The organism is Alcaligenes sp. Me129 (assembly GCF_050487245.1).
Classification (GTDB): Bacteria; Pseudomonadota; Gammaproteobacteria; order Burkholderiales; family Burkholderiaceae_B; genus Alcaligenes; species Alcaligenes phenolicus.
In genome coordinates, this window is sequence record NZ_JBKQGX010000006.1 from 149,043 (window position 1) to 171,122 (window position 22,080).

The 22,080-nt window shown below is 56.2% G+C and carries 16 protein-coding genes and 1 riboswitch; of the genes, 13 read left to right on the forward strand and 3 right to left on the reverse strand.

Annotation, left to right across the window (positions count from 1 at the left end; genetic code table 11):
* The 4 genes from sdhA to gltA are packed head-to-tail and all read left to right on the forward strand — an operon-like array spanning position 1 to position 4,111.
* Positions 1–1,779, forward strand: coding sequence for a succinate dehydrogenase flavoprotein subunit (gene sdhA / locus ACLPGZ_RS08605; RefSeq protein ID WP_022983547.1), 1,779 nt, complete (start codon positions 1–3; stop codon positions 1,777–1,779).
* Positions 1,780–1,792: 13 nt separating this feature from the next.
* The gene (locus ACLPGZ_RS08610) at positions 1,793–2,509 is read left to right on the forward strand and encodes a succinate dehydrogenase iron-sulfur subunit (protein ID WP_003802530.1); all 717 of its coding nucleotides are present in this window, start codon (positions 1,793–1,795) and stop codon (positions 2,507–2,509) included.
* Positions 2,510–2,527: 18 nt separating this feature from the next.
* The gene (locus ACLPGZ_RS08615; RefSeq protein ID WP_003802528.1) at positions 2,528–2,788 is read left to right on the forward strand and encodes an FAD assembly factor SdhE; all 261 of its coding nucleotides are present in this window, start codon (positions 2,528–2,530) and stop codon (positions 2,786–2,788) included.
* A gap of 18 nt (positions 2,789–2,806) precedes the next feature.
* On the forward strand, positions 2,807–4,111 hold the full coding sequence (gene gltA / locus ACLPGZ_RS08620; protein WP_022983549.1) for a citrate synthase: 1,305 nt from the start codon (positions 2,807–2,809) through the stop codon (positions 4,109–4,111).
* 254 nt (positions 4,112–4,365) lie between these two features.
* Here the strand turns inward: gltA and lldR are convergent, their stop codons facing one another.
* Positions 4,366–5,145, reverse strand: coding sequence for a transcriptional regulator LldR (lldR, locus tag ACLPGZ_RS08625; RefSeq protein ID WP_026484289.1), 780 nt, complete (start codon positions 5,143–5,145; stop codon positions 4,366–4,368).
* A gap of 242 nt (positions 5,146–5,387) precedes the next feature.
* Between lldR and ACLPGZ_RS08630 the strand changes: the two genes are divergently transcribed.
* The 3 genes from ACLPGZ_RS08630 (at position 5,388) to ACLPGZ_RS08640 (ending at position 9,556) form a co-directional block, all read left to right on the forward strand.
* A complete protein-coding gene (locus ACLPGZ_RS08630) occupies positions 5,388–7,151 on the forward strand; it encodes an L-lactate permease (protein ID WP_203144995.1) in 1,764 nt (587 codons plus the stop codon).
* Between the two features lie 45 nt (positions 7,152–7,196).
* Positions 7,197–7,269: riboswitch (Fluoride riboswitch) on the forward strand.
* Positions 7,270–7,349: 80 nt separating this feature from the next.
* The gene (locus ACLPGZ_RS08635; protein ID WP_137431268.1) at positions 7,350–8,591 is read left to right on the forward strand and encodes a voltage-gated chloride channel family protein; all 1,242 of its coding nucleotides are present in this window, start codon (positions 7,350–7,352) and stop codon (positions 8,589–8,591) included.
* Between the two features lie 206 nt (positions 8,592–8,797).
* A complete protein-coding gene (locus tag ACLPGZ_RS08640) occupies positions 8,798–9,556 on the forward strand; it encodes a class I SAM-dependent methyltransferase (RefSeq protein WP_137431267.1) in 759 nt (252 codons plus the stop codon).
* 274 nt (positions 9,557–9,830) lie between these two features.
* Here ACLPGZ_RS08640 and ACLPGZ_RS08645 read toward each other — a convergent pair whose 3' ends face one another.
* Positions 9,831–12,125, reverse strand: a complete 2,295-nt coding sequence (locus ACLPGZ_RS08645) for an NADP-dependent malic enzyme (RefSeq protein WP_026484296.1) — start codon at positions 12,123–12,125, stop codon at positions 9,831–9,833.
* 520 nt (positions 12,126–12,645) lie between these two features.
* Between ACLPGZ_RS08645 and ACLPGZ_RS08650 the strand changes: the two genes are divergently transcribed.
* From ACLPGZ_RS08650 to ACLPGZ_RS08675, 6 genes are all read left to right on the forward strand, one after another.
* The gene (locus tag ACLPGZ_RS08650) at positions 12,646–15,513 is read left to right on the forward strand and encodes a 2-oxoglutarate dehydrogenase E1 component (protein ID WP_035270812.1); all 2,868 of its coding nucleotides are present in this window, start codon (positions 12,646–12,648) and stop codon (positions 15,511–15,513) included.
* A gap of 34 nt (positions 15,514–15,547) precedes the next feature.
* Positions 15,548–16,762: a 2-oxoglutarate dehydrogenase complex dihydrolipoyllysine-residue succinyltransferase gene (odhB, locus tag ACLPGZ_RS08655; RefSeq protein WP_009457673.1), complete on the forward strand. Its 1,215-nt coding sequence runs from the start codon at positions 15,548–15,550 to the stop codon at positions 16,760–16,762.
* Positions 16,763–16,923: 161 nt separating this feature from the next.
* Entirely contained in the window at positions 16,924–18,351 is a 1,428-nt protein-coding gene (lpdA, locus tag ACLPGZ_RS08660) for a dihydrolipoyl dehydrogenase (protein ID WP_009457672.1), read from the forward strand.
* Positions 18,352–18,568: 217 nt separating this feature from the next.
* A complete protein-coding gene (gene zapE, locus ACLPGZ_RS08665) occupies positions 18,569–19,660 on the forward strand; it encodes a cell division protein ZapE (RefSeq protein ID WP_083054387.1) in 1,092 nt (363 codons plus the stop codon).
* Positions 19,661–19,736: 76 nt separating this feature from the next.
* Positions 19,737–21,059 carry a tryptophan--tRNA ligase gene (locus tag ACLPGZ_RS08670; protein ID WP_035270809.1) on the forward strand — a complete coding sequence of 441 codons (1,323 nt, stop codon included), beginning with the start codon at positions 19,737–19,739 and terminating at the stop codon, positions 21,057–21,059.
* A 105-nt stretch (positions 21,060–21,164) separates the two neighbouring features.
* On the forward strand, positions 21,165–21,341 hold the full coding sequence (locus ACLPGZ_RS08675) for a hypothetical protein (protein WP_429641130.1): 177 nt from the start codon (positions 21,165–21,167) through the stop codon (positions 21,339–21,341).
* A 93-nt stretch (positions 21,342–21,434) separates the two neighbouring features.
* On the opposite strand, the gene ACLPGZ_RS08680 is transcribed toward ACLPGZ_RS08675, so the two are convergent.
* The gene (locus ACLPGZ_RS08680; protein ID WP_035270807.1) at positions 21,435–22,079 is read right to left on the reverse strand and encodes a CatB-related O-acetyltransferase; all 645 of its coding nucleotides are present in this window, start codon (positions 22,077–22,079) and stop codon (positions 21,435–21,437) included.
* Between the last annotated feature and the right edge of the window lies 1 nt (position 22,080).

Sequence of the window (22,080 nt, forward strand, 5' to 3'; positions counted from 1 at the left end):
GTGGCTTCCATCACAAAATCTTTGCCCCGCCGTCAGTTTGACGTAGTGGTGGTCGGTGCCGGTGGCGCCGGTATGCGTTGTTCCCTGCAATTGGCTCAGGCTGGCTTGTCCGTGGCCGTGCTCAGCAAGGTGTTCCCAACCCGCTCCCACACCGTGGCGGCTCAAGGTGGCGTCAGTGCTTCCCTGGGTAACATGAGCGAGGATCACTGGTACTGGCACATGTACGACACCGTTAAGGGTTCGGACTGGCTGGGCGACCAGGACGCCATCGAATTCATGTGCCGTGAAGCTCCACACGCTGTGTACGAGCTCGAGCACTTCGGTATGCCGTTTGACCGTAACCAGGACGGTACGATTTACCAGCGTCCATTTGGTGGTCACACTGCCAACTTTGGTGAAAAGCCTGTTCAACGTGCCTGTGCCGCTGCTGACCGTACCGGCCACGCCATGTTGCACACCCTGTACCAGCGTAACGTTGCAGCCCGCACCCAGTTCTTCGTGGAATGGATGGCACTGGACCTGCTGCGTAACGAAGCGGGCGACGTTCTGGGCGTAACCGCTCTGGAAATGGAAACCGGCGAAATCTACGTTCTGGAAGGCAAGCGCGTGGTGCTGGCTACCGGTGGTGCTGGCCGTATCTGGGCTGCTTCCACCAACGCCTTCATTAACACGGGTGACGGCCTGGGTATGGCTGCTCGTGCTGGTCTGCCTTTGCAGGACATGGAATTCTGGCAATTCCACCCCACTGGCGTAGCCGGTGCTGGCGTGCTGATTACCGAAGGCGTGCGCGGTGAAGGCGGTATCTTGCTCAATAAAGACGGCGAGCGCTTCATGGAGCGTTATGCTCCCACCCTGAAAGACTTGGCCCCACGTGACTTCGTGTCCCGTTCCATGGACCAGGAAATCAAGGAAGGTCGTGGTTGTGGCGACGGCAGCTACGTGGTTCTGAAACTGGATCACCTGGGCGCTGACGTCATCAAGAAACGTCTGCCTTCGATTCGCGAAATCGCGATCAAGTTCGGTAACGTGGACCCGATCAAGGATCCGATCCCCGTGGTTCCAACCATCCACTACCAGATGGGCGGTATCCCCACGAACTACTACGGTCAGGTTGTGACTCAAACGCCAACGGGCGAGAACAAGATCGTCAACGGTCTGTACGCCATCGGTGAATGTGCCGCTACTTCCGTGCACGGTGCCAACCGTCTGGGTACGAACTCCCTGCTGGACCTGATCGTGTTCGGTCGCGCTGCGGGCAACCACATTGTGGATTCGCACCCCGAGAAAACGCACGCTCACCAGGAAATCAACGAGTCCTCCATCGAGTACTCGCTGGACCGCGTCAACCGTCTGGAATCCCGCACATCGGGCGAAAAGGCACAGGACGTGGGCAACAAGATTCGTGTGGCCATGCAGGCTCACTGCGGTGTGTTCCGTACCCTGGATCTGCTGCACAAGGGTGTCGACCAGATCGAATCCCTGGTTCCCGAAGTCAAGGATATTTACTTCAAAGACAAGTCCAAGGTGTTCAATACCGCCCGTATTGAAGCTCTGGAAGTGGCCAACATGATCGAAGTGGCTCGCGCTACGACGAAGTCGGCCGCCAATCGTACTGAAAGTCGCGGTGCTCATGCCCTGAACGACCACCCAGAACGTGACGACGAAAACTGGCTGCGTCACACCTTGTGGTTCTCGGAAGGCAGCCGTCTGGAGTACAAGCCTGTCCAGATGAAGCCTCTGACAGCCGAAACGATTCCGCCCAAGGCCCGGACTTTCTAAGCAGGATACTGACATGAGCCAAAAACGTAAGGTCAAATTTGAAATCTACCGCTACGATCCTGACAAGGACGAGCGTCCCTACATGCAGAAGATCGAAGTCGAGCTGGAGCCCACCGACAAGATGCTGCTCGATGCGATCCTGCGCATTAAAAACGACATGGACGACAGCCTGGCGCTGCGTCGCTCCTGCCGTGAAGGTGTGTGCGGTTCCGATGCCATGAACATCAATGGCAAGAACGGTCTGGCCTGCACCACCAATATGCGCGACTTGAAAGAGCCTGTGGTTCTGCGCCCACTGCCAGGTCTGCCGGTTATCCGTGACCTGATCGTGGACATGACCCACTTCTTCGATCAGTACCATTCGGTCAAGCCGTTCCTGATCAACGATGCTCCTCCTCCCGAGAAAGAGCGTTTGCAAACGCCCGAAGCCCGTGAAGAGCTCGATGGTCTGTACGAGTGCATTCTGTGCGCCTGCTGCTCGACCTCTTGCCCATCGTTCTGGTGGAACCCCGACAAGTTCGTCGGTCCTGCTGGTTTGTTGCAAGCCTATCGTTTCATTGCCGACTCGCGTGACGAAGCAACGGGCGAGCGTCTGGACAATCTGGAAGATCCATACCGCTTGTTCCGCTGCCACACGATCATGAATTGCACGGACGTCTGTCCAAAAGGACTGAACCCGTCGCATGCCATCGGCAAGATCAAAGAAATGCTGGTGCGTCGCAGTATCTAAAAAGGTGGGTATGTACCGATGAGAACATTGACGGAATTGGAGCGTGCGCGCCTGCGCTGGCGTGCGCGCCGGGGCTTGCTTGAAAACGACTTGATGATCACCCGTTTTCTGGATCAATACGAAAACGAGCTGACTGATCAGGACGTCTCGGCCCTGACCCGCTTGTTCGAAATGGACGATACAGTTTTGCTGGATGTCCTTCTGGCTCGCTCCGAGCCAGAAGGGCAGTACGCCACACCGGACATTCAGCGACTAGTAGACATTATGCGAAAGCTATAACCATTGAGGAAAAAAGTGATGGAATTGTCAGATAAAAAAGCCACGCTATCCTTCTCCGACGGTAGCCCTTCGGTTGAGTTCCCTGTACACAAGGGCACCGTAGGTCCGGACGTGATCGATATCCGTAAGCTCTACGGTCAGACAGGTATGTTTACCTATGACCCGGGCTTTATGGCAACGGCGGCTTGCGAATCCGGTATCACCTACATTGACGGCGACAAGGGCCAGTTGATGTACCGTGGTTACCCGATCGACCAGTTGGCACAAAAGTGCGATTTCATGGATGTGTGCTACCTGATCCTGAACGGCGAGTTGCCCAACGCAGATCAGAAGCAGGAATTTGACTCCCTGGTCACGAACCACACCATGGTTCAGGAACAGATGCAGCACTTCCTGCGCGGCTTCCGTCCGGACGCTCACCCCATGGCAATACTGACCGGCCTGGTCGGTGCCCTGTCGGCGTTCTACCATGATTCCACGGACATCACGAATCCTCATCACCGTCATGTGTCGGCTATCCGCTTGATCGCCAAGCTGCCTACTCTGGTTGCGATGGCGTACAAGTATTCTTTGGGACAGCCTTTCATCTATCCCAAGAATGATTTGTCCTACACCGGCAACTTCTTGCGCATGATGTTCGCTACCCCTTGCGAAGACTACAAGGTCAACGAAGTGGTTGAGCGCGCTCTGGACCGTATCTTCATCCTGCATGCAGATCACGAACAAAACGCCTCCACCTCCACCGTGCGTCTGTGCGGTTCGTCGGGTACCAATCCTTTCGCTGCGATCGCTGCGGGTGTTGCTTGCTTGTGGGGTCCTGCCCACGGTGGTGCAAACGAAGCGTGCCTGAACATGCTGGAAGAGTTGCAAGCCAACGGCGGCATCGACAAGGTTGGCGAGTTCATGGAGAAGGTCAAGGACAAGAACTCGGGCGTGCGCCTGATGGGCTTTGGTCACCGTGTCTACAAGAACTACGACCCACGCGCCAAGCTGATGCAAGAAACCTGCAAGGAAGTTCTGGAAGCCCTGGGCCTGGAGAACGATCCTCTGTTCAAGCTGGCCATGGAACTGGAGCGTATTGCTCTGGAAGATCCATACTTCGTCGAACGCAAGCTGTACCCCAACGTAGACTTCTACTCGGGTATCGTTCAGCGCGCTATTGGTATCCCAACATCCTTGTTCACCGCTATCTTCGCCCTGGCTCGTACCGTAGGCTGGATTGCTCAGTGGAACGAAATGCTGTCCGATCCAGATTACAAGATTGGCCGTCCACGTCAGCTGTACGTGGGCCCAACTCAGCGCGACGTACCTGCTCAACGTTAATGCTTTCGGGCTGCGATCCCTGGGGCGTGCCCCGGGTCTTCATGTAGCCCGTAGCGTTATGAAGCAGTAGCTGGAAGGTCAAGTGCACCATTGGGTGCACTTTTTTTTGCCTGTTATCTTTGTATTGTTATGGCTACAGCCACAGCGATGACCAACACTGCCCGCATCGCCAGAGTCGCTGGCATTGCTGTTGGCATTGTCACCACCATATGCACGTCAACATGCAGCAGCTCCAATGCCTGACAGGCTAGGCTTCAAGGCTGAGACAGGTGGTTGTTGAAGCGGAAAATCCGCTGTTCACGAGCTTTGTTCTCTTCAGAAAATCGGACTTTGGCCTGGACATGATCCAGGTGGTGCCCGATCAGCTCGCGAGCCCGTTCTGCATCACCATCCAAAATAGCTTTCATGACTCCTGCGTGCTGTTCGGTCAAAATTTCCACTTCCCGTGCATTGTCGAACTCGAACATGGCGCGCCGGTTCTCTTTCACTGTAGAGAACACTAACTGGAACAAGCCATTCATCAGTTGTACCAGCACGACATTATGAGAAGCCATGGCAATTGCCAGATGAAATTGGGCGTCTGCACGTGCCGACAGGTCTGCATCCTGGTTTTGTTGATGTCGAACCATCACTTGGAAACACTGTTCAATGCGCTTTTTGTCCGCATCTGTTGCGCGTTGTGCCGCATGCCAGGCTGTGCTGGCTTCCAAGGCCCGACGTGCCTCCAGGACATCATAGCGATACAAGGGGTCTTCATTGATCAGCTCCTCCAGAGGCGCAATGCTCTGGGCTGGCCAGTTGATCAACTCGCTGTCTTGAACATAAGTACCCCCACCACGGCGGGTAACCAGCAAGCCTTCAGAGCTTAGCGAGCGCAAGGCCTCCCGTATCGGTACACGCGACACATCCAGCCGTTCAGCCAATTGACGCTCGGACGGGATTCGGTCACCGGGTTGCAACTGTTCATCCTGTATAAGTTGCCGGATTTTTTCAGCAACCAGGTCCGATAGGCGAGTGCTGGGATTCATAGTCATATAAGACGCTTCTTTAAATTTGGTATTACCACTTTCTTGGTTTTTTAATCATATTAAGGCCTTGGGGCGCCAAACTAGTCAGGGTTTCTGCTGGTAATGCAAAGGTGGTAATACCGCTATGATGCTCAAAAATACAAAACGGGAAGTGGTTGCGCTGCCCAGGGCCGGGCTCCTAGCCGCATTTTGTTCACCAACAAAACCTCTTCCTCCTATATGTGCAGTCACACAAAGGAGAATTCGGGATGAGTCTTTTATACACCTTGTTGGCTCTGACGCCATTATTGGTTGTTTTTCTATTGATGGTGGTGATGGGGCGATCAGCCAAACTATCGATGGGGGCCGCGTATCTGGTTACGGCGATTCTCGCTTTATTTGTATGGGGGAGCCAGGCCGAAGTTATTGCTGCAGCCACGATCAACGGCATTGTTACCGCATTGACCCTGCTGTTCATTGTATTTGGTGCCGTGCTGCTTTTGAATACGCTCAAGGTGGGCGGAGCATTAAGTGCGATTCGCCAGGGCTTTATGGATGTATCGCCGGATCGTCGCATTCAGGTCATTATTGTTGCCTGGTTGTTCGGCTCCCTGATCGAGGGCTCGTCGGGTTTCGGTACGCCTTCCGCTGTTGGGGCTCCCTTGCTGCTGGCTCTGGGCTTTCCTGCCATGGCCGCGGTGATGGCTGTGTTGGTTATCCAGTCCACGCCTGTGTCTTTCGGGGCGGTTGGTACGCCCATGCTGGTTGGAGTGCGTTCGGGTATTGATAACAAGGTTGATGTTGCAGCTGCCATTTCGCCCCTGCAGCCGCTTGAGTATTTGCAGCAGATCGTCGAGAACGTCGCCTTGATTCATGCCATGACCGGCTTTGTGATTCCACTGTTGCTCTGCGGTTTGTTGACTCGCTTTTTCGGTGAACGCCGCTCCTTTGCCGAGGGACTGGGGGCATGGAAGTTTGCTTTGTTTGCCGGTTTGGCCTTTACCGTTCCGTACTACCTGATTGCCATTACCCTGGGCCCTGAGTTCCCCTCCATGCTGGGTTCGATGGTCGGACTGGTAATTATGGTGAGCGCAGCTCGAAAGGGCTGGTTTGCACCTCGCAAAACCTTTGATTTCCCGGATCGCAGTCAATGGCCGTCCCACTGGCTGGGCACAGTGGCGATGGATAACACGGAATCGCAGCAACGCTTTTCGGTATTGCGGGCTTTCTCTCCGTATGTGCTGGTGGTTGCACTTTTGATCTTTACTCGTACTGTTCCTGCCGTAAAAGCCTGGTTGACGGGGCCGTCGGCCACAATCAAGGTGGAAGGTATTTTGGGCACTGGTATTTCTACGTCGGCTCAGTTGCTGTTCTCGCCAGGGGCCATCTTGATTCTGGTCTCACTGGCCTGCATTGCGATTTTTCGCATGAACAGTCAGCAGTATGTCGTCGGTGTGAAAGCATCGCTGCGTACCATGGGCAGCGCAGCTCCTGCTTTGTTGTTGGCCGTGCCTATGGTGCAGGTGTTTATCAACTCGGCAGCGGCTGACGGTTCCATTGCCAGCATGCCGCTGGTGCTGGCTCAAGGGGCCGCGTCGGCGGTTGGGCAGGCATGGCCTACGGTTTCACCCTGGGTGGGCAGTCTGGGGGCATTTATTGCGGGCTCCAATACTGTCAGCAACATGATGTTTTCGTACTTCCAGTTCTCTACCGCTCAGCAAATTGGCTTGAGTGTGGACCAGTCCGCTATCGTGGTTGCATTGCAGGCGGTAGGTGGAGCAGCTGGCAATATGATTTGCGTCCATAACGTGGTGGCTGCCGGTGCGGTTGTCGGCATGTTGGGACGTGAGGGCGAGATTGTTCGCAAGACCTTGATACCCATGGTGTATTACGTCATTCAGGCAGGCCTGATCGGCCAGGCCTTGATTACTGGTGCCATGGGCTGGTGGATAGCTGCCGCAGTCTTTCTGGCACTGACCATAGGGGGCTTGAGCCTGTCCCGGGGCCGTCAGATGACACCGGCCATGGCTTGAAAATTTTGCTCTGTTTATTTGCGGCTTAAAGGAGTCGTTGTACAATTTCTTCCTGGAGATGACGTTCCTCCTTTAACCGCCGTTTCGTTCTGAAGCAGCTGATGACGTCTACAGTGACCTGACCACCGTCGGGGCTGTAGGCGTCTGCGTTTACATCTTCTGTTTGTGGTCAGCCCGATTCCATTGAGCTTACAACCCATGAACAGACTCAAAACCTCACTCTCGCTAAACCTGCTGGCCTATTACGGCAAATGGTTGGTGCTCGCTTGCCTGATTGCCGTGCTGGCAGGCAGCGCTTCCGCTTTTTTCCTTTTTTCACTCGAGCAGGCTACCTCCTGGCGGATACAGCATGCCTGGCTGATTTGGCTACTGCCGCTGGCAGGCTTGGCCGTAGGCTGGGTGTATGAACGCGTAGGGCAGTCTGTTAGTGCAGGTAATAACCTGCTGATCGAGGAAATTCACGACCCCAAGAAAGTGGTGCCTTTGCGCATGGCGCCTTTGGTGCTTGGCGGAACCGTGATTTCCCATTTGTTCGGTGCATCGGTAGGCCGAGAGGGCACCGCCGTACAAATGGGTGCCGCCTTGTCGGACCAGCTAACCCATGTGTTTCGCCTGGGCCGGGAGGATCGACGCATTCTGTTGATGGCAGGTATGAGTGCCGGCTTTTCATCTGTCTTTGGCACGCCTTTAGCCGGAGCCGTGTTTGGCATGGAAGTGCTGGCGATAGGCCGTATGCGCTACAACGCCTTGTTTCCTTGTCTGATCGCTGCGATTGTTGCCGACCAGGTGGGCCTGATCTGGGGCGTGCAGCATACCCATTACGTCGTTGAGTACGTCGTGTCACTAGACAGCTGGAGCATGCTGGCTGTGTTGATCGCTGGGGTTCTGTTCGGCCTGATCGGCATGTTGTTCGCCATGCTGACTCACCAGCTTTCCGCCTGGATGAAAAAGAGCATCAAGTACGCACCCATGCGACCCTTCTGGGGCGGGCTGGTGGTGGCGATAGCTGTCTGGGCGTTGGATGCCTACCAGTACATTGGCCTGGGTGTTCCGGAAATAGTGCGCTCTTTCCACGAGCCTATGCAGCCATGGGATTTTCTGGGCAAGCTGGGGTTTACTGTCCTGTCTTTAGGCTCCGGTTTTAAAGGAGGGGAGGTCACGCCCTTGTTCTACATCGGGGCGACTCTGGGTAATGCTTTGGCTCCCTTGCTGCACATGCCTTTTTCCATGATGACGGGCTTGGGCTTTGTGGCCGTCTTTGCCGGCGCAGCCAATGTACCGATTGCGTGCACACTGATGGCGATGGAGCTGTTTGGTGCAGAACTGGGGCCTTTGGCGGCGATCGCTTGTGTAGCAGCCTATGTGTTCTCGGGGCATGCAGGGATCTATCATGCGCAACGTGTGGGTCATCGCAAGTTCAAACTTCGTTGGCCTGTTTGAGCTGGGTCAGTCGGTCAGTCGGTCAGTCAGTCAGTCAGTCAGTCAGTCAGTCAGTCAGTCAGTCAGTCAGTCGGCCACTCGGTGAGCGAGTGGCTAGGGATGCCTCATGTGCCTGCTTAAAAATAGTCTCTTTTTTACGCTGGTTTCCAGACTCCGCGTTTAGCAAACTACTATATGGCTTGATATCAAGAGACAAAGGTGAAGCGATGGCAGACTCCCAGTTCAAAGATCACTTTTCCCAAGTTGCAGCCGACTATGCCAGTTACCGCCCCAGTTATCCGCAAAAGCTGGCGGATGTGTTGGCTGAACTGAGTCCCGCACAGGATAGGGCGCTGGATTGTGCCTGCGGGACTGGGCAGCTTTCTGTGTTGCTGGCCAAGCGATTCAAGGAAGTGATTGCCACGGATGGCAGCGCCGATCAGATTGCTCAGGCGCAGCCGCAAGAGGGTGTGAGCTATCGCACGGCTTTGGCTGACAACAGCGGTCTGGCTGATAACAGCGTGGATTTGATCACCGTCGCGCAAGCGGCTCATTGGCTGGATCTGGGGCCTTTCTATGCCGAGGTTCAGCGTATCGCTCGCCCCGATGCCTTGCTGGCTTTGATCACCTATGGCGTCTTGAATGTGGAGGGTGCAGTGGATAGCGTCATGCAGCATTTCTACTATGAAACCATCGGCGCTTACTGGCCACCGGAGCGCCGTCATGTGGAAGAGGGGTATCGCAGCCTGGCCTTTCCTTTTCAGGAGCTGAGCTTGCCGCCTTTGGCCATGGAGGTGGATTGGAGTTTGCCGCAGCTCCTGGGATACATCAGAACCTGGTCGGCTGTGAAAGCGGCTGAAAAAGCGCTGGGCGCCAGTCCCTTGAGCGCAGTGGAAGTGGAGTTGCGCAAGCAGTGGGGTGATCCCGATCAGCGTCGCCGAATCAGTTGGCCTTTGTCTGTGCGAGCAGGGCGGGTGCGAAAATAGGCCGCACTTGGAGTGTGATGTCTGCTCATCTGGTTCGGACACTTCGCGGCTGACGGAGTGAACTTGCACAAGATTCCGGGCACCCGCCAACCCTGAGAGAGGATACGTGGCTGTGTTGTGTCCGTTGTGGCTAAATGAGCTGGATCCTGAGCACCGATACTCTGTTGGATCAGGCGACAGCTTTGTTCAGCGAAACTGGGTGCCAAAGTCATCATGAAATAAAAAACCGGATGCCGCTTTACGCTGCATCCGGTTTTTATTCAGCTAAACAGGATTAGCTGTTTTGCTGGGCTTCTTGCTGTGCATCCACAACAGCCAGGGCTGTCATGTTGATGATGCGACGCACCGTAGCGCTGGTGGTCAGGATGTGGATGGGGCGAGCCGCACCCAGCAGGATGGGGCCCATGGCCACACCGTTGCTGCCTGTCATCTTCAGCATGTTGTAGGTGATGTTGCCGGCGTCCAGGTTAGGAGTAATCAGCAGGTTGGCCGAACCGCGCAGCGTGCTGTCGGGGAAGGCTTTCAGGCGGATTTTCTCGGACAGGGCGGAGTCAGCGTGCATTTCGCCGTCCACTTCCAGGTCGGGAGCGCGTTCAGCCAGGATCTGACGAGCCTTGGCCATCTTGCGGGACGACTCGGTCTGGCGGCTGCCAAAGTTCGAGTGCGACAAGAGTGCGACACGAGGCACCACACCGAAGCGTTTGACTTCGTCAGCGGCCTGGATCGTCATGTCGGCGATCTGTTCGGCAGTGGGGTTCTCGTTGACGTGGGTGTCGCACACAAACAGAGTTTGTGTAGGCAGCATCAGCACGTTCATGGCGGCGAAAGTCTGGGCTTCTTTCTTCAGGCCAATGACTTGCTCAACATAGTGCAGCTGGCTGTCGTAGTTGCTGGCCACGCCGCAGATCATGCCGTCAGCATCACCACGTTGCAGCAGCATCACGCCGATCAGCGAGTTGTGCTTGCGTATCATGGCTTTGGCGATGTCTGGAGTCACGCCTTCACGTGCCTTGAGCTTGTAGTAGGCAGTCCAGGTCTCGGTGAAGCGATCGTCGTCTTCAGGATCAACGATTTGCACGTTCTTGCCCGCTTCCAGACGCAGGCCAGCTTTCTTGACGCGCATGTCGATCACGCTGGGGCGACCCACCAGAATAGGCTGGGCCAGCTTCTCGTCCACGACGGTTTGCACGGCACGCAATACGCGCTCGTCTTCGCCATCAGCGTAAATGATGCGCTTGGGCGCAGCCTTGGCCTGCATGTACAACGGACGCATCAGCGGGCCGGTGTGGTAGGTCATGGCGATCAGCTTCTGACGGTAGGCGTCCATGTCTTCGATAGGACGGGCGGCAACGCCGGAGTCCATCGCAGCTTGGGCCACGGCAGGAGCGATCTGAACAATCAGACGGGAGTCGAACGGTTTGGGGATGATGTACTCAGGACCAAAACGCAGATCCTCGCCGCCGTAAGCAGTGGCCATATCGTCGCTTTGCTCGACCTGGGCCAGCTCGGCAATGGCTTTCACGCAAGCCAGCTTCATTTCTTCGTTGATCACGCTGGCGCCAACGTCCAGGGCACCACGGAAGATGAAGGGGAAGCACAGCACGTTGTTGACCTGGTTCGGGTAGTCCGAACGGCCAGTGGCGATGATGCAGTCAGGGCGGGCAGCCTTGGCTACTTCAGGACGGATTTCAGGCTCGGGGTTGGCCAGGGCCAGAATCAGGGGCTTGTCGGCCATGGTCTTGACCATGTCGGCGGACAGGACGCCAGGAGCGGAACAACCCAGGAACACGTCAGCGCCAACCATGGCATCAGCCAGGGTGCGGGCGTCGGTTTCTTGAGCGTAGCGAGCCTTGTTGGGCTCCATGTTCTCGTCGCGACCTTTCCAGATGATGCCGCGCGAGTCGGCCACGAAAATGTTGCTCAGCTTCACGCCCAGGGCAACCAGCAAGTCCAGGCAAGCAATGGCAGCAGCGCCAGCGCCCGAGCAAACCAGCTTGATGTCGGCGATGTTCTTGTTGACGACTTTCAGGCCGTTCAGAACCGCGGAGGACGAGATGATGGCGGTACCGTGCTGGTCATCGTGGAACACGGGAATGCTCATGCGCTCGCGCAGCTTCTTCTCGATGTAGAAGCATTCGGGGGCCTTGATGTCTTCCAGGTTCACACCACCCAGGGTGGGTTCCAGTGCGGCAATGATGTCGACCAGCTTGTCCGGATCGGTTTCGTTCAGTTCGATATCGAACACGTCGATGCCGGCGAATTTCTTGAACAGGCAGCCTTTGCCTTCCATGACGGGCTTGGCGGCCAAGGGGCCGATATTGCCCAGACCCAGCACGGCGGTACCGTTGGTAACCACGGCAACCAGGTTGGCGCGCGAGGTGTACTTGGCGGCGGCTTCTTCGCCTTCGGCGTGGATGGCCATGCAAGCAGATGCGACGCCGGGGGAGTAGGCTAGCGAGAGGTCATCTTGATTGGCTAGGGTCTTGGTAGGGACCACCGAGATTTTCCCGGGAGTGGGATACGCGTGATAGTCCAGCGCAAGTTTGGCCAGATCGGCGTTGGCATCCATTTTGGTAAAGCTCCTGATAGGATTTTCTAGTGTAAAAGTGAATCTAATTTATAAGAAATACAGTCACCAGGTAGGTGCTGATTTGTTATAGGCAGCATATGTCATGGCAACGCTTGTTGCCTGCCTCAAGGTGACCAAGGGCAGGCTGGGCTCGGTTTGGTGGAAAAGGGGCCCGCGAAGCGCGTACTTGCTGCACCCGATTAGCATATCGGAATTTTTCCTTCATGTGGGGCAGCCAAGGGGCGTCAATCATGATTTGGAGCGCTTCTTTTGTAAGAATTCGCCCTCGTGATAGATCGATGTGTTTGTTAATGCCAACGGTATGACGCAGTCGCCAAGCATTTTAGATGTCATTAATTGCGCCTTTTGTGTGCGGCGTTATACTAGATCAATACGGCTTGTATAAGGCGTCCTACGTTGCCTTCTGCTCCTGCTATCCGCTAACCGGCGAGGTCCGTGTCGCGGAAGGTTTTCCTGCATCTCAACACGAGTGAAACACTCGGATAGGTGAAGCGTAATAATGTCATCGCAAAAAGAACTGCTCAGTAACTCTTATTTGTTCGGGAGCAATGCTCCTTACGTCGAAGAACTCTACGAGTCCTACCTCGACAATCCAGGCTCCGTCGCCGACCAATGGCGCGAGTACTTCGACCAGCTGCAGCACCAGCCTGCGACTGACGGCCGCGACAGCACCCGCGATCAAGCTCACGCTCCCATCGTCGAGTCCTTCGCTCAGCGTGCCAAAGCCAATGCCTTCCTGACCAGCGCCCAAGCACCGGACCTGACAGTTGCCATGAAGCAAGTGTCGATTCAGTCCATGATTGCTGCTTACCGCTCCCTGGGTGCACGCATTGCTGATCTGGATCCCCTGAAGCGCTCCGAACGCCCCAGCATCCCTGAACTGGACCCTGCTTTCTACGGTTTGACCGAAGCAGATCTGGACCAGGTCTACTCCGCCACCAACACTTACTTCACCAAAGCCGACACCATGACGCTGCGCGACATGCTCAAGGCCTTGCGTGATACGTACTCCCGTTCGGTGGGCGCAGAATTCATGTACATCTCCGACCCGGTCGTCAAGCGCTGGATTCAGCAGCGCCTGGAGTCGGTGCATGGCACAGGTTCTTTCAACGTTGACCAAAAACGCAACATCTTGCAGCAGCTGACCGAGGCCGAAGGCCTGGAGCGCTTCCTGCACACCAAATACGTCGGTCAGAAACGCTTCTCCCTGGAAGGTGGCGAGAGCTTCATCGCTTGTATGGATGAAGTGGTCAACCACGCTGGCGAGAACGGCGTTCAGGAAATCATCGTGGGTATGGCTCACCGTGGTCGTCTGAACATGCTGGTCAACATCATGGGCAAGATGCCCGGTGACCTGTTTGCCGAGTTTGAAGGCCGTCACGCTGAAGGCTTGACCGACGGCGACGTGAAGTACCACAACGGTTTCTCCAGCGACCTGTCCACTCGTGGCGGTCCGGTTCACCTGTCTCTGGCCTTTAACCCATCCCACCTGGAAATTGTTAACCCAGTGGTCGAGGGGTCGGTCCGTGCTCGTCAGGATCGTCGTAGCGACGAAGACGGCAGCCAGGTTCTGCCCGTGCTGGTTCACGGTGACGCGGCTTTTGCCGGTCAGGGTGTGGTCATGGAAACACTGAACCTGGCCCAGACCCGTGGCTACGGTACCGGTGGTACGCTGCACATCGTTATTAACAACCAGATCGGTTTCACCACCTCTGATCCTCGCGATACACGCTCCACGCTGTATTGCACGGACGTGGTCAAGATGATTGAAGCCCCTGTGTTCCACGTCAATGGCGACGATCCTGAAGCCGTGGTGTTCGTGACTCAGCTGGCTCTGGACTTCCGCCGCGAGTTCAAGCACGACGTGGTAGTTGATATTGTTTGCTTCCGCAAACTGGGCCACAACGAGCAAGACACTCCCTCGATGACCCAGCCGCTGATGTACAAGAAGATTGGTCAGCACAACGGTACGCGCAAACTGTACGCCGACAAGCTGGTTGCTCAAGGCATTCTGTCCGAGAACGAACCCGAAGATCTGGTCAAGGCTTACCGTCAACTGATGGAAGATGGCAAGCGCACGGTTGAACCTGTTCTGACAGACTACAAGAACAAGTACGCCACCGACTGGTCTGCCTTCCTGGGCGCCAAATGGACTGACCAGGCTGACACCGCCTTGCCTATGTCCGAACTGACACGCATCGGTGAAAAACTGACCACCGTGCCAGAAGGCTTTACGGTTCACCCGCTGGTCAACCGCATGCTGAATGACCGTCGTGCCATGGCACGTGGCGAAGCTCAGGTGGACTGGGGCATGGGCGAGCACTTGGCCTTTGCAACCCTGGTGAACAACGGCTACGCCATCCGTATTACCGGCCAGGACTCGGGCCGTGGTACGTTTACCCACCGTCACGCTGTGCTGCACGATCAAAAACGTGAGCGCTGGAACGACGGTACCTACATTCCTTTGCAGAACGTCTCCGAAGGGCAGGCCAACTTCACGGTGATTGACTCGGTTCTGTCCGAAGAAGCCGTGCTGGCATTTGAATACGGTTACGCTTCGGCAGAGCCCAACATTTTGACTATCTGGGAAGCTCAGTTCGGCGACTTCGCCAACGGCGCCCAGGTTGTGATCGACCAGTTCATTACGTCGGGTGAAGCCAAGTGGGGCCGTCATTGCGGTCTGACTCTGATGCTGCCACACGGCTACGAAGGTCAGGGTCCGGAGCACTCCTCGGCCCGTATCGAGCGCTTCTTGCAACTGTGCGCTGACAACAATATCCAGGTTGTTCAGCCCACCAACGGCGCCCAGATCTTCCACGTGCTGCGTCGTCAGATGATCCGTCCTTTCCGCAAGCCTTTGGTCATCATGACGCCCAAGTCCTTGCTGCGTAATAAAGACGCTACCTCGCCACTGAGCGATCTGGCTGAGGGTCACTTCATGCCGGTGATCGGCGAGACCGATCAGGCGATTGATGCAGCCGCTGTCAAACGTGTTCTGGCTTGCTCGGGCAAGGTTTACTACGATCTGGTGAACCACCGTAAAGAGCTGGAGCGCAACGATATTGCCATTATCCGTGTGGAGCAGTTGTATCCGTTTGCCCACAAGGCCTTCCAGGCAGAGCTGGCCAAGTACAGCAACGCCAAGGAAGTTATCTGGGTTCAGGACGAACCTCAAAACCAAGGTGCATGGTTCTACGTTCAGCATCACATCTACGAGAACATGACCGAAGGTCAGAAGCTGGGTTACGCCGGCCGTGCCGCGTCCGCTTCGCCTGCCGTTGGTTACCTGGCCAAACACCAGGAACAACACAAGGCGCTGCTGGAGCAGGCTTTCGGCGCTCGCAAAGGCTTCATGCTGACCAAATAACGCACCCTAAATTTTAAATACGGAAAATATAATCATGGCAATTACCGACGTTCTGGTTCCCCAACTCTCTGAATCCATCTCCGAAGCCACTTTGCTGGAGTGGAAAAAACAACCTGGCGAAATGGTCCAGGCTGATGAAATCCTGATCGAAGTCGAAACCGACAAGGTTGTGCTGGAAGTTCCCGCTCCTGCCTCGGGCGTGCTGAGCGAAATCGTCAAGGCCAACGGCAGCACCGTTACCTCCGGCGACGTGCTGGCCCGTATTGACTCCGAAGGCAAGGCCAGCGCTGCCGCTCCTGCCGCCGCTGCACAAGAAGCCGCTCCTGCTGCTGCCCCAGCCGCTGCCGCTCCTGCTGCCAGCTCCGCCGCCTCTTCGGTTGCTTCGCCTGCCGCTGCCAAGATCCTGGCTGAAAAGGGTGTGGAAGCCAGCTCCGTGGAAGGTTCCGGCCGTGGTGGTCGCATCACCAAGGGTGACGCTCTGGAAGCCAACGCCGCTGCTGCTAAACCTGCTGCCGCTCCTGTTGCCCCTCCAACCCTGTCCCTGGACGGCCGTCCAGAGCAGCGCGTGCCCATGAGCCGTCTGCGCGCTCGCATCGCCGAGCGTCTGCTGCAGTCGCAGTCCGAAAACGCCATGCTGACCACGTTCAACGAAGTCAACATGCAAGCTGTGCTGGATCTGCGCAAGAAGTACAAGGATCAGTTCGAGAAAGAGCACGGCGTGAAACTGGGCTTCATGTCCTTCTTCGTCAAGGCTGCTGTTGCCGCCCTGAAGAAATACCCCGTACTGAACGCCTCGGTTGATGGCAAAGACATCATCTACCACGGTTACTTCGACATCGGTGTGGCCGTTGGTAGCCCACGTGGTCTGGTGGTGCCTATCCTGCGTAACGCTGATCAAATGTCCATCGCTGACATCGAAAAGCAAATCGCTGACTTCGGTGCCCGTGCCCGCGACGGCAAGCTGACCCTGGAAGAAATGACAGGCGGTACCTTCTCGATCTCCAACGGTGGTGTGTTCGGCTCCATGCTGTCCACTCCCATCATCAACCCACCTCAGTCCGCCATCCTGGGCATCCACGCCACCAAGGATCGCGCTGTTGTGGAAAACGGTCAGATCGTGATTCGCCCCATGAACTACCTGGCCATGTCCTACGACCACCGTATCATCGACGGCCGCGAAGCCGTTCTGGGTCTGGTGGCCATGAAGGAAGCCTTGGAAGATCCACAGCGTCTGCTGTTGAACGTCTAAGCACGCGGTAGTTTCGGTCTAGTATGTTTACGGCCAAGTGCTTGCTTCTAAGCCTTGGCCGACTTTGTTTAAGGCCCTGGGGGTTGGCGTTCGCCACCTGATACTTTCCCGTCTGACTTCCGGGCGGTCCAGCGTGCCTTTTCACATTTATGGGATTTTTTATGGCTAAGCAATTTGATGTTGTCGTGATTGGTGCAGGCCCTGGTGGCTACATCGCCGCCATCCGTGCTGCTCAACTGGGTATGAGCGTCGCTTGCGTGGACGCATGGTCCACCGCTGAAGGCAAACCCGCTCCTGGCGGTACTTGCACCAACGTTGGTTGCATTCCTTCCAAGGCCTTGCTGCAATCTTCCGAGCACTTCGAGCACGCCAATCTGCATCTGGCTGATCACGGTGTGGACGTCAAGGGCGTATCGCTGAATCTGGACAAGCTGATCGGTCGCAAAGACGTGGTCGTCAAGCAGAACAACGACGGCATCCTGTACCTGTTCAAAAAGAACAAGGTCACTTTCTTCCACGGCACCGCTTCCTTTGGCGCCAAGGTTGACGGCGGCTGGTCGGTGAACGTGGCCGGTGCCAACGCTGAAGAGCTGGTTGCCAAGAACGTCATCATCGCTACCGGTAGCTCGGCTCGTGCCTTGCCCGGTGCCGAGTTCGACGAAGAGCAAATTCTGTCCAACGACGGCGCACTGCGTCTGCCCAAGGTTCCCAAGAAGCTGGCCGTTATCGGTGCCGGTGTGATTGGTCTGGAACTGGGTAGCGTATGGCGTCGCCTGGGTGCCGAAGTGACCATTCTGGAAGGTGCTCCCGAGTTCCTGTCCGCGGTGGATCGCGACGTTGCCAAGGAAGCCCTGAAGGCTTTCACCAAGCAAGGTCTGAAGATCAATGTGGGTGTGAAAGTTGGCGAAATCAAGAAGTCCGCCAAACAGGTCACCATCAACTACGTGGACGCCGCTGGTGCCGAGCACAAGCTGGAAGCCGACAAGCTGATCGTGTCCATCGGCCGTGTGCCTAACACTGCCGGTCTGGGTGCAGACACCATCGGTCTGAAACTGGACGAGCGCGGCTTTGTGGTTGTGGACGACGATTGCGCCACCAGCCTGCCAGGTATCTGGGCTGTGGGTGATGTGGTGCGTGGTCCTATGCTGGCTCACAAAGCCGAAGAGGAAGGTGTGGCTGTGGCCGAGCGTCTGGCTGGTCAGCAACCCCACGTCAACTTCGACACCGTGCCTTGGGTTATTTACACCTCGCCCGAAATCGCCTGGGTTGGCAAGACCGAACAGCAACTGAAGACCGAAGGCCGTGCTTACCGCGCTGGCAGCTTCCCCTTCCTGGCTAACGGCCGTGCCCGCGCACTGGGTGACACGACCGGCTTTGTGAAGGTTCTGGCGGATGCCAAGACGGACGAAGTTCTGGGCGTGCACTTTGTGGGCCCTGTGGCTTCCGAGCTGGTGGCTGAAGCTGTTGCAATCATGGAATTCCGTGGCGCGTCGGAAGATATCGCCCGTATTTGCCATGCTCACCCAACCCTGTCCGAAGCCCTGAAAGAAGCGGCCTTGGCAGTGGACAAACGCGCTCTGAACTTCTGATAGACTTTCAGGGTGTTGTTGGAAAAGGGCGGGCACGGGCTCGCCCTTTTTTTCGTCACGAAAGGCTGATCACAGCAGTCCGTAGCGGCTGCGATGCGTGAGATAATTGACCGCACAGTATGCTCAGACCCTGCATCAAAAGCGGTGCTGCTGTGGATCGCAGTGCATGCTGGCAGACCACTACCTGTCTTGGACAGGTTCTTTTATTTTCAGTGATATGAATGTTCGCGAGTATTACCATCAGGCTTTAGCGGAAAAAGGCTACCGTGCCGACCAGGCACAGGAGCAAGCTATAGACCGGCTGCAACGCTATTACGACGAGTGGGTAGAGTTTCGCAAAATGCGCTCCAGCGCCTTGCGTCGTATGTTCTCCCGCCCGGAGGTGCCGCGTGGTGTGTACCTGTGGGGTGGGGTCGGGCGCGGCAAGAGCTTCCTGATGGACGCCTTCTACCTGACGGTGCCGCTCAAGCGCAAAACTCGGATTCACTTCCATGAGTTCATGCGCGGCGTGCACAAAGAGCTGAATCAGGTCAAAGGCATGAGTGATCCCTTGGATGAGGTCGCCAAACGTATCGCCAAGCGTTATCGCCTGATCTGTTTTGACGAGTTCCACGTCTCGGATGTGGCCGATGCCATGATTTTGTACAAGCTGCTGCTGGGTCTGTTCGAGCGCGGCACGTCCTTTGTGATGACGTCCAACTACGAGCCCTCCACGCTGTATCCGGAAGGCCTGCACCGCGATCGCATTCTGCCCGCCATTGCGCTGATTCAGAAGAACATGGACATCATGAACGTGGATACGGGTGTGGATTACCGCCGCCGTGCGCTGGAACAGGTGAAAACCTATCTGACGCCATTGGGTCCGGAGACCACCGCAGAACTGCAATCCATGTTCACGGCCTTGTCGGACACGGCCCCTCAAGAGCCGGTGCTCAGTATTGAAAACCGGGATGTAAAAGCGGTCGCCTTGTCCGGTTCAGCCGTCTGGTTTGATTTCGAGACCCTGTGCGTCAGCCCACGTTCGCAAAACGACTATCTGGAACTGGCGAACCGCTTCCAGACCGTGATTTTGTCTGATGTGCCTCGCATGACAGCGCGTGATGCCTCTGCGGCGCGACGCTTCACCTGGCTGGTCGACGTTTTTTACGATCACAAGGTGAAGTTCATCATGTCCGCAGCGGTGCCTGAAGAAGAATTGTATGTGGATGGCCCTATGGCCAATGAGTTCCACCGTACTGTCTCGCGTTTGATGGAAATGCAATCGCGGGAGTACCTGGAGTCAGAACGGCGCCAGGCAGTTATTTTGTAGGATGCTGGGCGCGGCCACTGGCCACGCGTCTGATTCCTGAACCCTGACACGTAGTTTTATAAGCGTATTTTTTATCATGACGACACGAGTACTGACCGGCGTTACAACGACCGGTATTCCACACTTGGGTAATTATGCCGGGGCGATTCGTCCTGCTATCCGTGCTAGCCAGCAAGCCGATGTCGACGCATTTTTCTTCATGGCGGACTACCACGCCCTGATCAAATGTGACGATCCGGAGCGCGTAGCCATTTCGCGCCGTGCGATTGCTGCTACCTGGCTGGCCTGCGGCCTGGATGTGGAAAAAGTAACGTTCTACCGTCAATCCGATATTCCGGAAATTCCGGAGCTGTCCTGGATGCTGGGTTGCGTAACCGGCAAGGGCTTGATGAACCGTGCACACGCTTACAAGGCTTCTGTCGACAAGAATGAAGCGGCGGGTGTAGAGCCTGATGATGGCGTCACCATGGGCCTGTTCAGCTACCCCGTACTGATGGCGGCTGACATCCTGATGTTCAATGCCCACAAGGTACCCGTGGGCCGGGATCAGGTGCAGCACCTGGAAATGGCACGCGATATCGCCAAGAGCTTCAACCACCTGTATGGCCGTGGCAAGGAGCTGTTTGTATTGCCTGAAGTACAGGTGGAAGAGGACGTGGCCCTCTTGCCCGGTCTGGATGGCCGCAAGATGTCCAAGAGCTACGACAACACGATTCCTCTGTTCGAGGGTGGTGCCAAGGCACTGAAGGCGGCCATTGCCCGCATCGTGACGGACTCCAAAGGTCCCGGCGAGTCTAAAGATCCCGATGATTCGCACCTGACGGCCTTGTACAAGGCATTTGCGACACCCGAGCAGACCCAAGCCTTCCGTCAGCAGTTGATCGACGGCATGGCCTGGGGCGAGGCCAAGGATGCCTTGCATCAGTTGCTGGAAGCCATGATTGCGCCCATGCGCGATCGCTACGAAGCCTTGATGGCTCGTCCCCAGGATATTGAGGATTTGCTGCAAGTTGGCGCGCGCAAGGCTCGTGCCTACGCTACCCCCTTCATCCATGAATTGAAGGCGGCCGTGGGCCTGCGTGACCCCTTGAGCGTGGCAGTTAGCAAGACTGAAGCCAAGGCTCGTAAAGCTCGTTTTGTGAACTTCCGCGACGAAGACGGCACCTTCCGTTTTCGCCTGCAAGATGCTGCCGGACAAGAGCTGTTTCTGTCTCGCTCTTACGCAGACCCAAAACAGGCTGGTGTGGCGATCAAGGCACTGCAGACTGCGGCTTTTGCCGAAGTTGCCAAGCAGGACGGTCAGGAGTTGCAAATCCATTGTGCCGGTGAAGAAGTGGCACGAGTATCGGCAGATCTGCGTGATGCCGTTGCAGCCGCTTTGGATTCGATGCGCGACTAAGTGGTTCGTCTACTGTGGGATTGATCTGCTATTCAGGATTGATGCCGCAGTGGAGGCCGCAAGCTTCTTTGAGCAGCAGCGCTTCAGCTTGGAGATTGCTTGAAAATGAGCAGCTCCAAAAGAGAGACTTATCTCACTTTTGGAGCTGTTCTTTATTCCTTGTACCGAGCGTGTGCAGAAGATCAAGCTGGAGCTTGGCTTGACCCTGCTCGTGTAATCGGCTTTGGCCTTGAATTCATTCTTGAAATCAGGTCAGGTCAGGTCAAACCAAACCAGATCTGATCCGAACGTGAACTCTGAATTCTGAGCCCGAAATCTGGATTTGGACTTAAGACTTGGACTTAAGACCTGGACTTGAGCCTGGGCCAGTCGCTCTTAGGCTTTGGACTTCTGATCCCAGTCCTGGCTGGCCTGCTCCAATGCTGCAATATCTTCTGCGCAGATCACATCTCGCAACGCCGTGAACTTCTCTTCCGGCCAGTCGTAAATCTTCAAGGCCAATAGCCGGTCAATCGCTGCGTCTTCAAAGCGCTTGCGCACCGGCACAGCCGGGTTGCCTGCCACAATCGTATACGGGGCCACATTCTTGGTGACCAGTGCACCCGAGGCAATTACGGCGCCTTCACCAATGACCACGCCGGGCATGATCATGGCTCGCATGCCGATCCAGGCACCATCGTGAATATGGGTGTCGCCTTTACCGACGTAAGCCTCCGTAATCTTGTCCACGAAGGGGTACAGGCTGAACCAGTCCATGCGATGTGTGTGATTGCCGCCCATCAGAATGACAGCCTCGGCACCGATGCACACGTAGTCGCCAATATGCAGCTGGTCTACCGGCCATTGCGAGGTCCAGGCCTTGCGGCTGTATTCGTCCCCGTACAGGTAACGCACTACGCTTTCTTCAAAACTGTCTGTCCAGGCATGGCTGTAATAGCTGTGTGTGCCGCGTACGTGAATATTGGGATTGGATACGGTTTCGTGCAGGAGTTCGACCTGCGACCAGTGTTTTTTCTCCATG

Coding starts and splice junctions, on each gene's coding strand:
- lpdA (WP_009457672.1), top strand. CDS start 16,924: ATGGCTAAGCAATTTGATGTTGTCGTGATTGGTGCAGGCCCTGGTGGC.
- odhB (WP_009457673.1), top strand. CDS start 15,548: ATGGCAATTACCGACGTTCTGGTTCCCCAACTCTCTGAATCCATCTCC.
- ACLPGZ_RS08635 (WP_137431268.1), top strand. CDS start 7,350: ATGAACAGACTCAAAACCTCACTCTCGCTAAACCTGCTGGCCTATTAC.
- ACLPGZ_RS08630 (WP_203144995.1), top strand. CDS start 5,388: ATGAGTCTTTTATACACCTTGTTGGCTCTGACGCCATTATTGGTTGTT.
- ACLPGZ_RS08610 (WP_003802530.1), top strand. CDS start 1,793: ATGAGCCAAAAACGTAAGGTCAAATTTGAAATCTACCGCTACGATCCT.
- gltA (WP_022983549.1), top strand. CDS start 2,807: ATGGAATTGTCAGATAAAAAAGCCACGCTATCCTTCTCCGACGGTAGC.
- zapE (WP_083054387.1), top strand. CDS start 18,569: ATGAATGTTCGCGAGTATTACCATCAGGCTTTAGCGGAAAAAGGCTAC.
- ACLPGZ_RS08645 (WP_026484296.1), bottom strand. CDS start 12,125: ATGGATGCCAACGCCGATCTGGCCAAACTTGCGCTGGACTATCACGCG.
- ACLPGZ_RS08675 (WP_429641130.1), top strand. CDS start 21,165: ATGAGCAGCTCCAAAAGAGAGACTTATCTCACTTTTGGAGCTGTTCTT.
- ACLPGZ_RS08650 (WP_035270812.1), top strand. CDS start 12,646: ATGTCATCGCAAAAAGAACTGCTCAGTAACTCTTATTTGTTCGGGAGC.
- ACLPGZ_RS08640 (WP_137431267.1), top strand. CDS start 8,798: ATGGCAGACTCCCAGTTCAAAGATCACTTTTCCCAAGTTGCAGCCGAC.
- ACLPGZ_RS08680 (WP_035270807.1), bottom strand. CDS start 22,079: ATGGAGAAAAAACACTGGTCGCAGGTCGAACTCCTGCACGAAACCGTA.
- ACLPGZ_RS08615 (WP_003802528.1), top strand. CDS start 2,528: ATGAGAACATTGACGGAATTGGAGCGTGCGCGCCTGCGCTGGCGTGCG.
- ACLPGZ_RS08670 (WP_035270809.1), top strand. CDS start 19,737: ATGACGACACGAGTACTGACCGGCGTTACAACGACCGGTATTCCACAC.
- lldR (WP_026484289.1), bottom strand. CDS start 5,145: ATGACTATGAATCCCAGCACTCGCCTATCGGACCTGGTTGCTGAAAAA.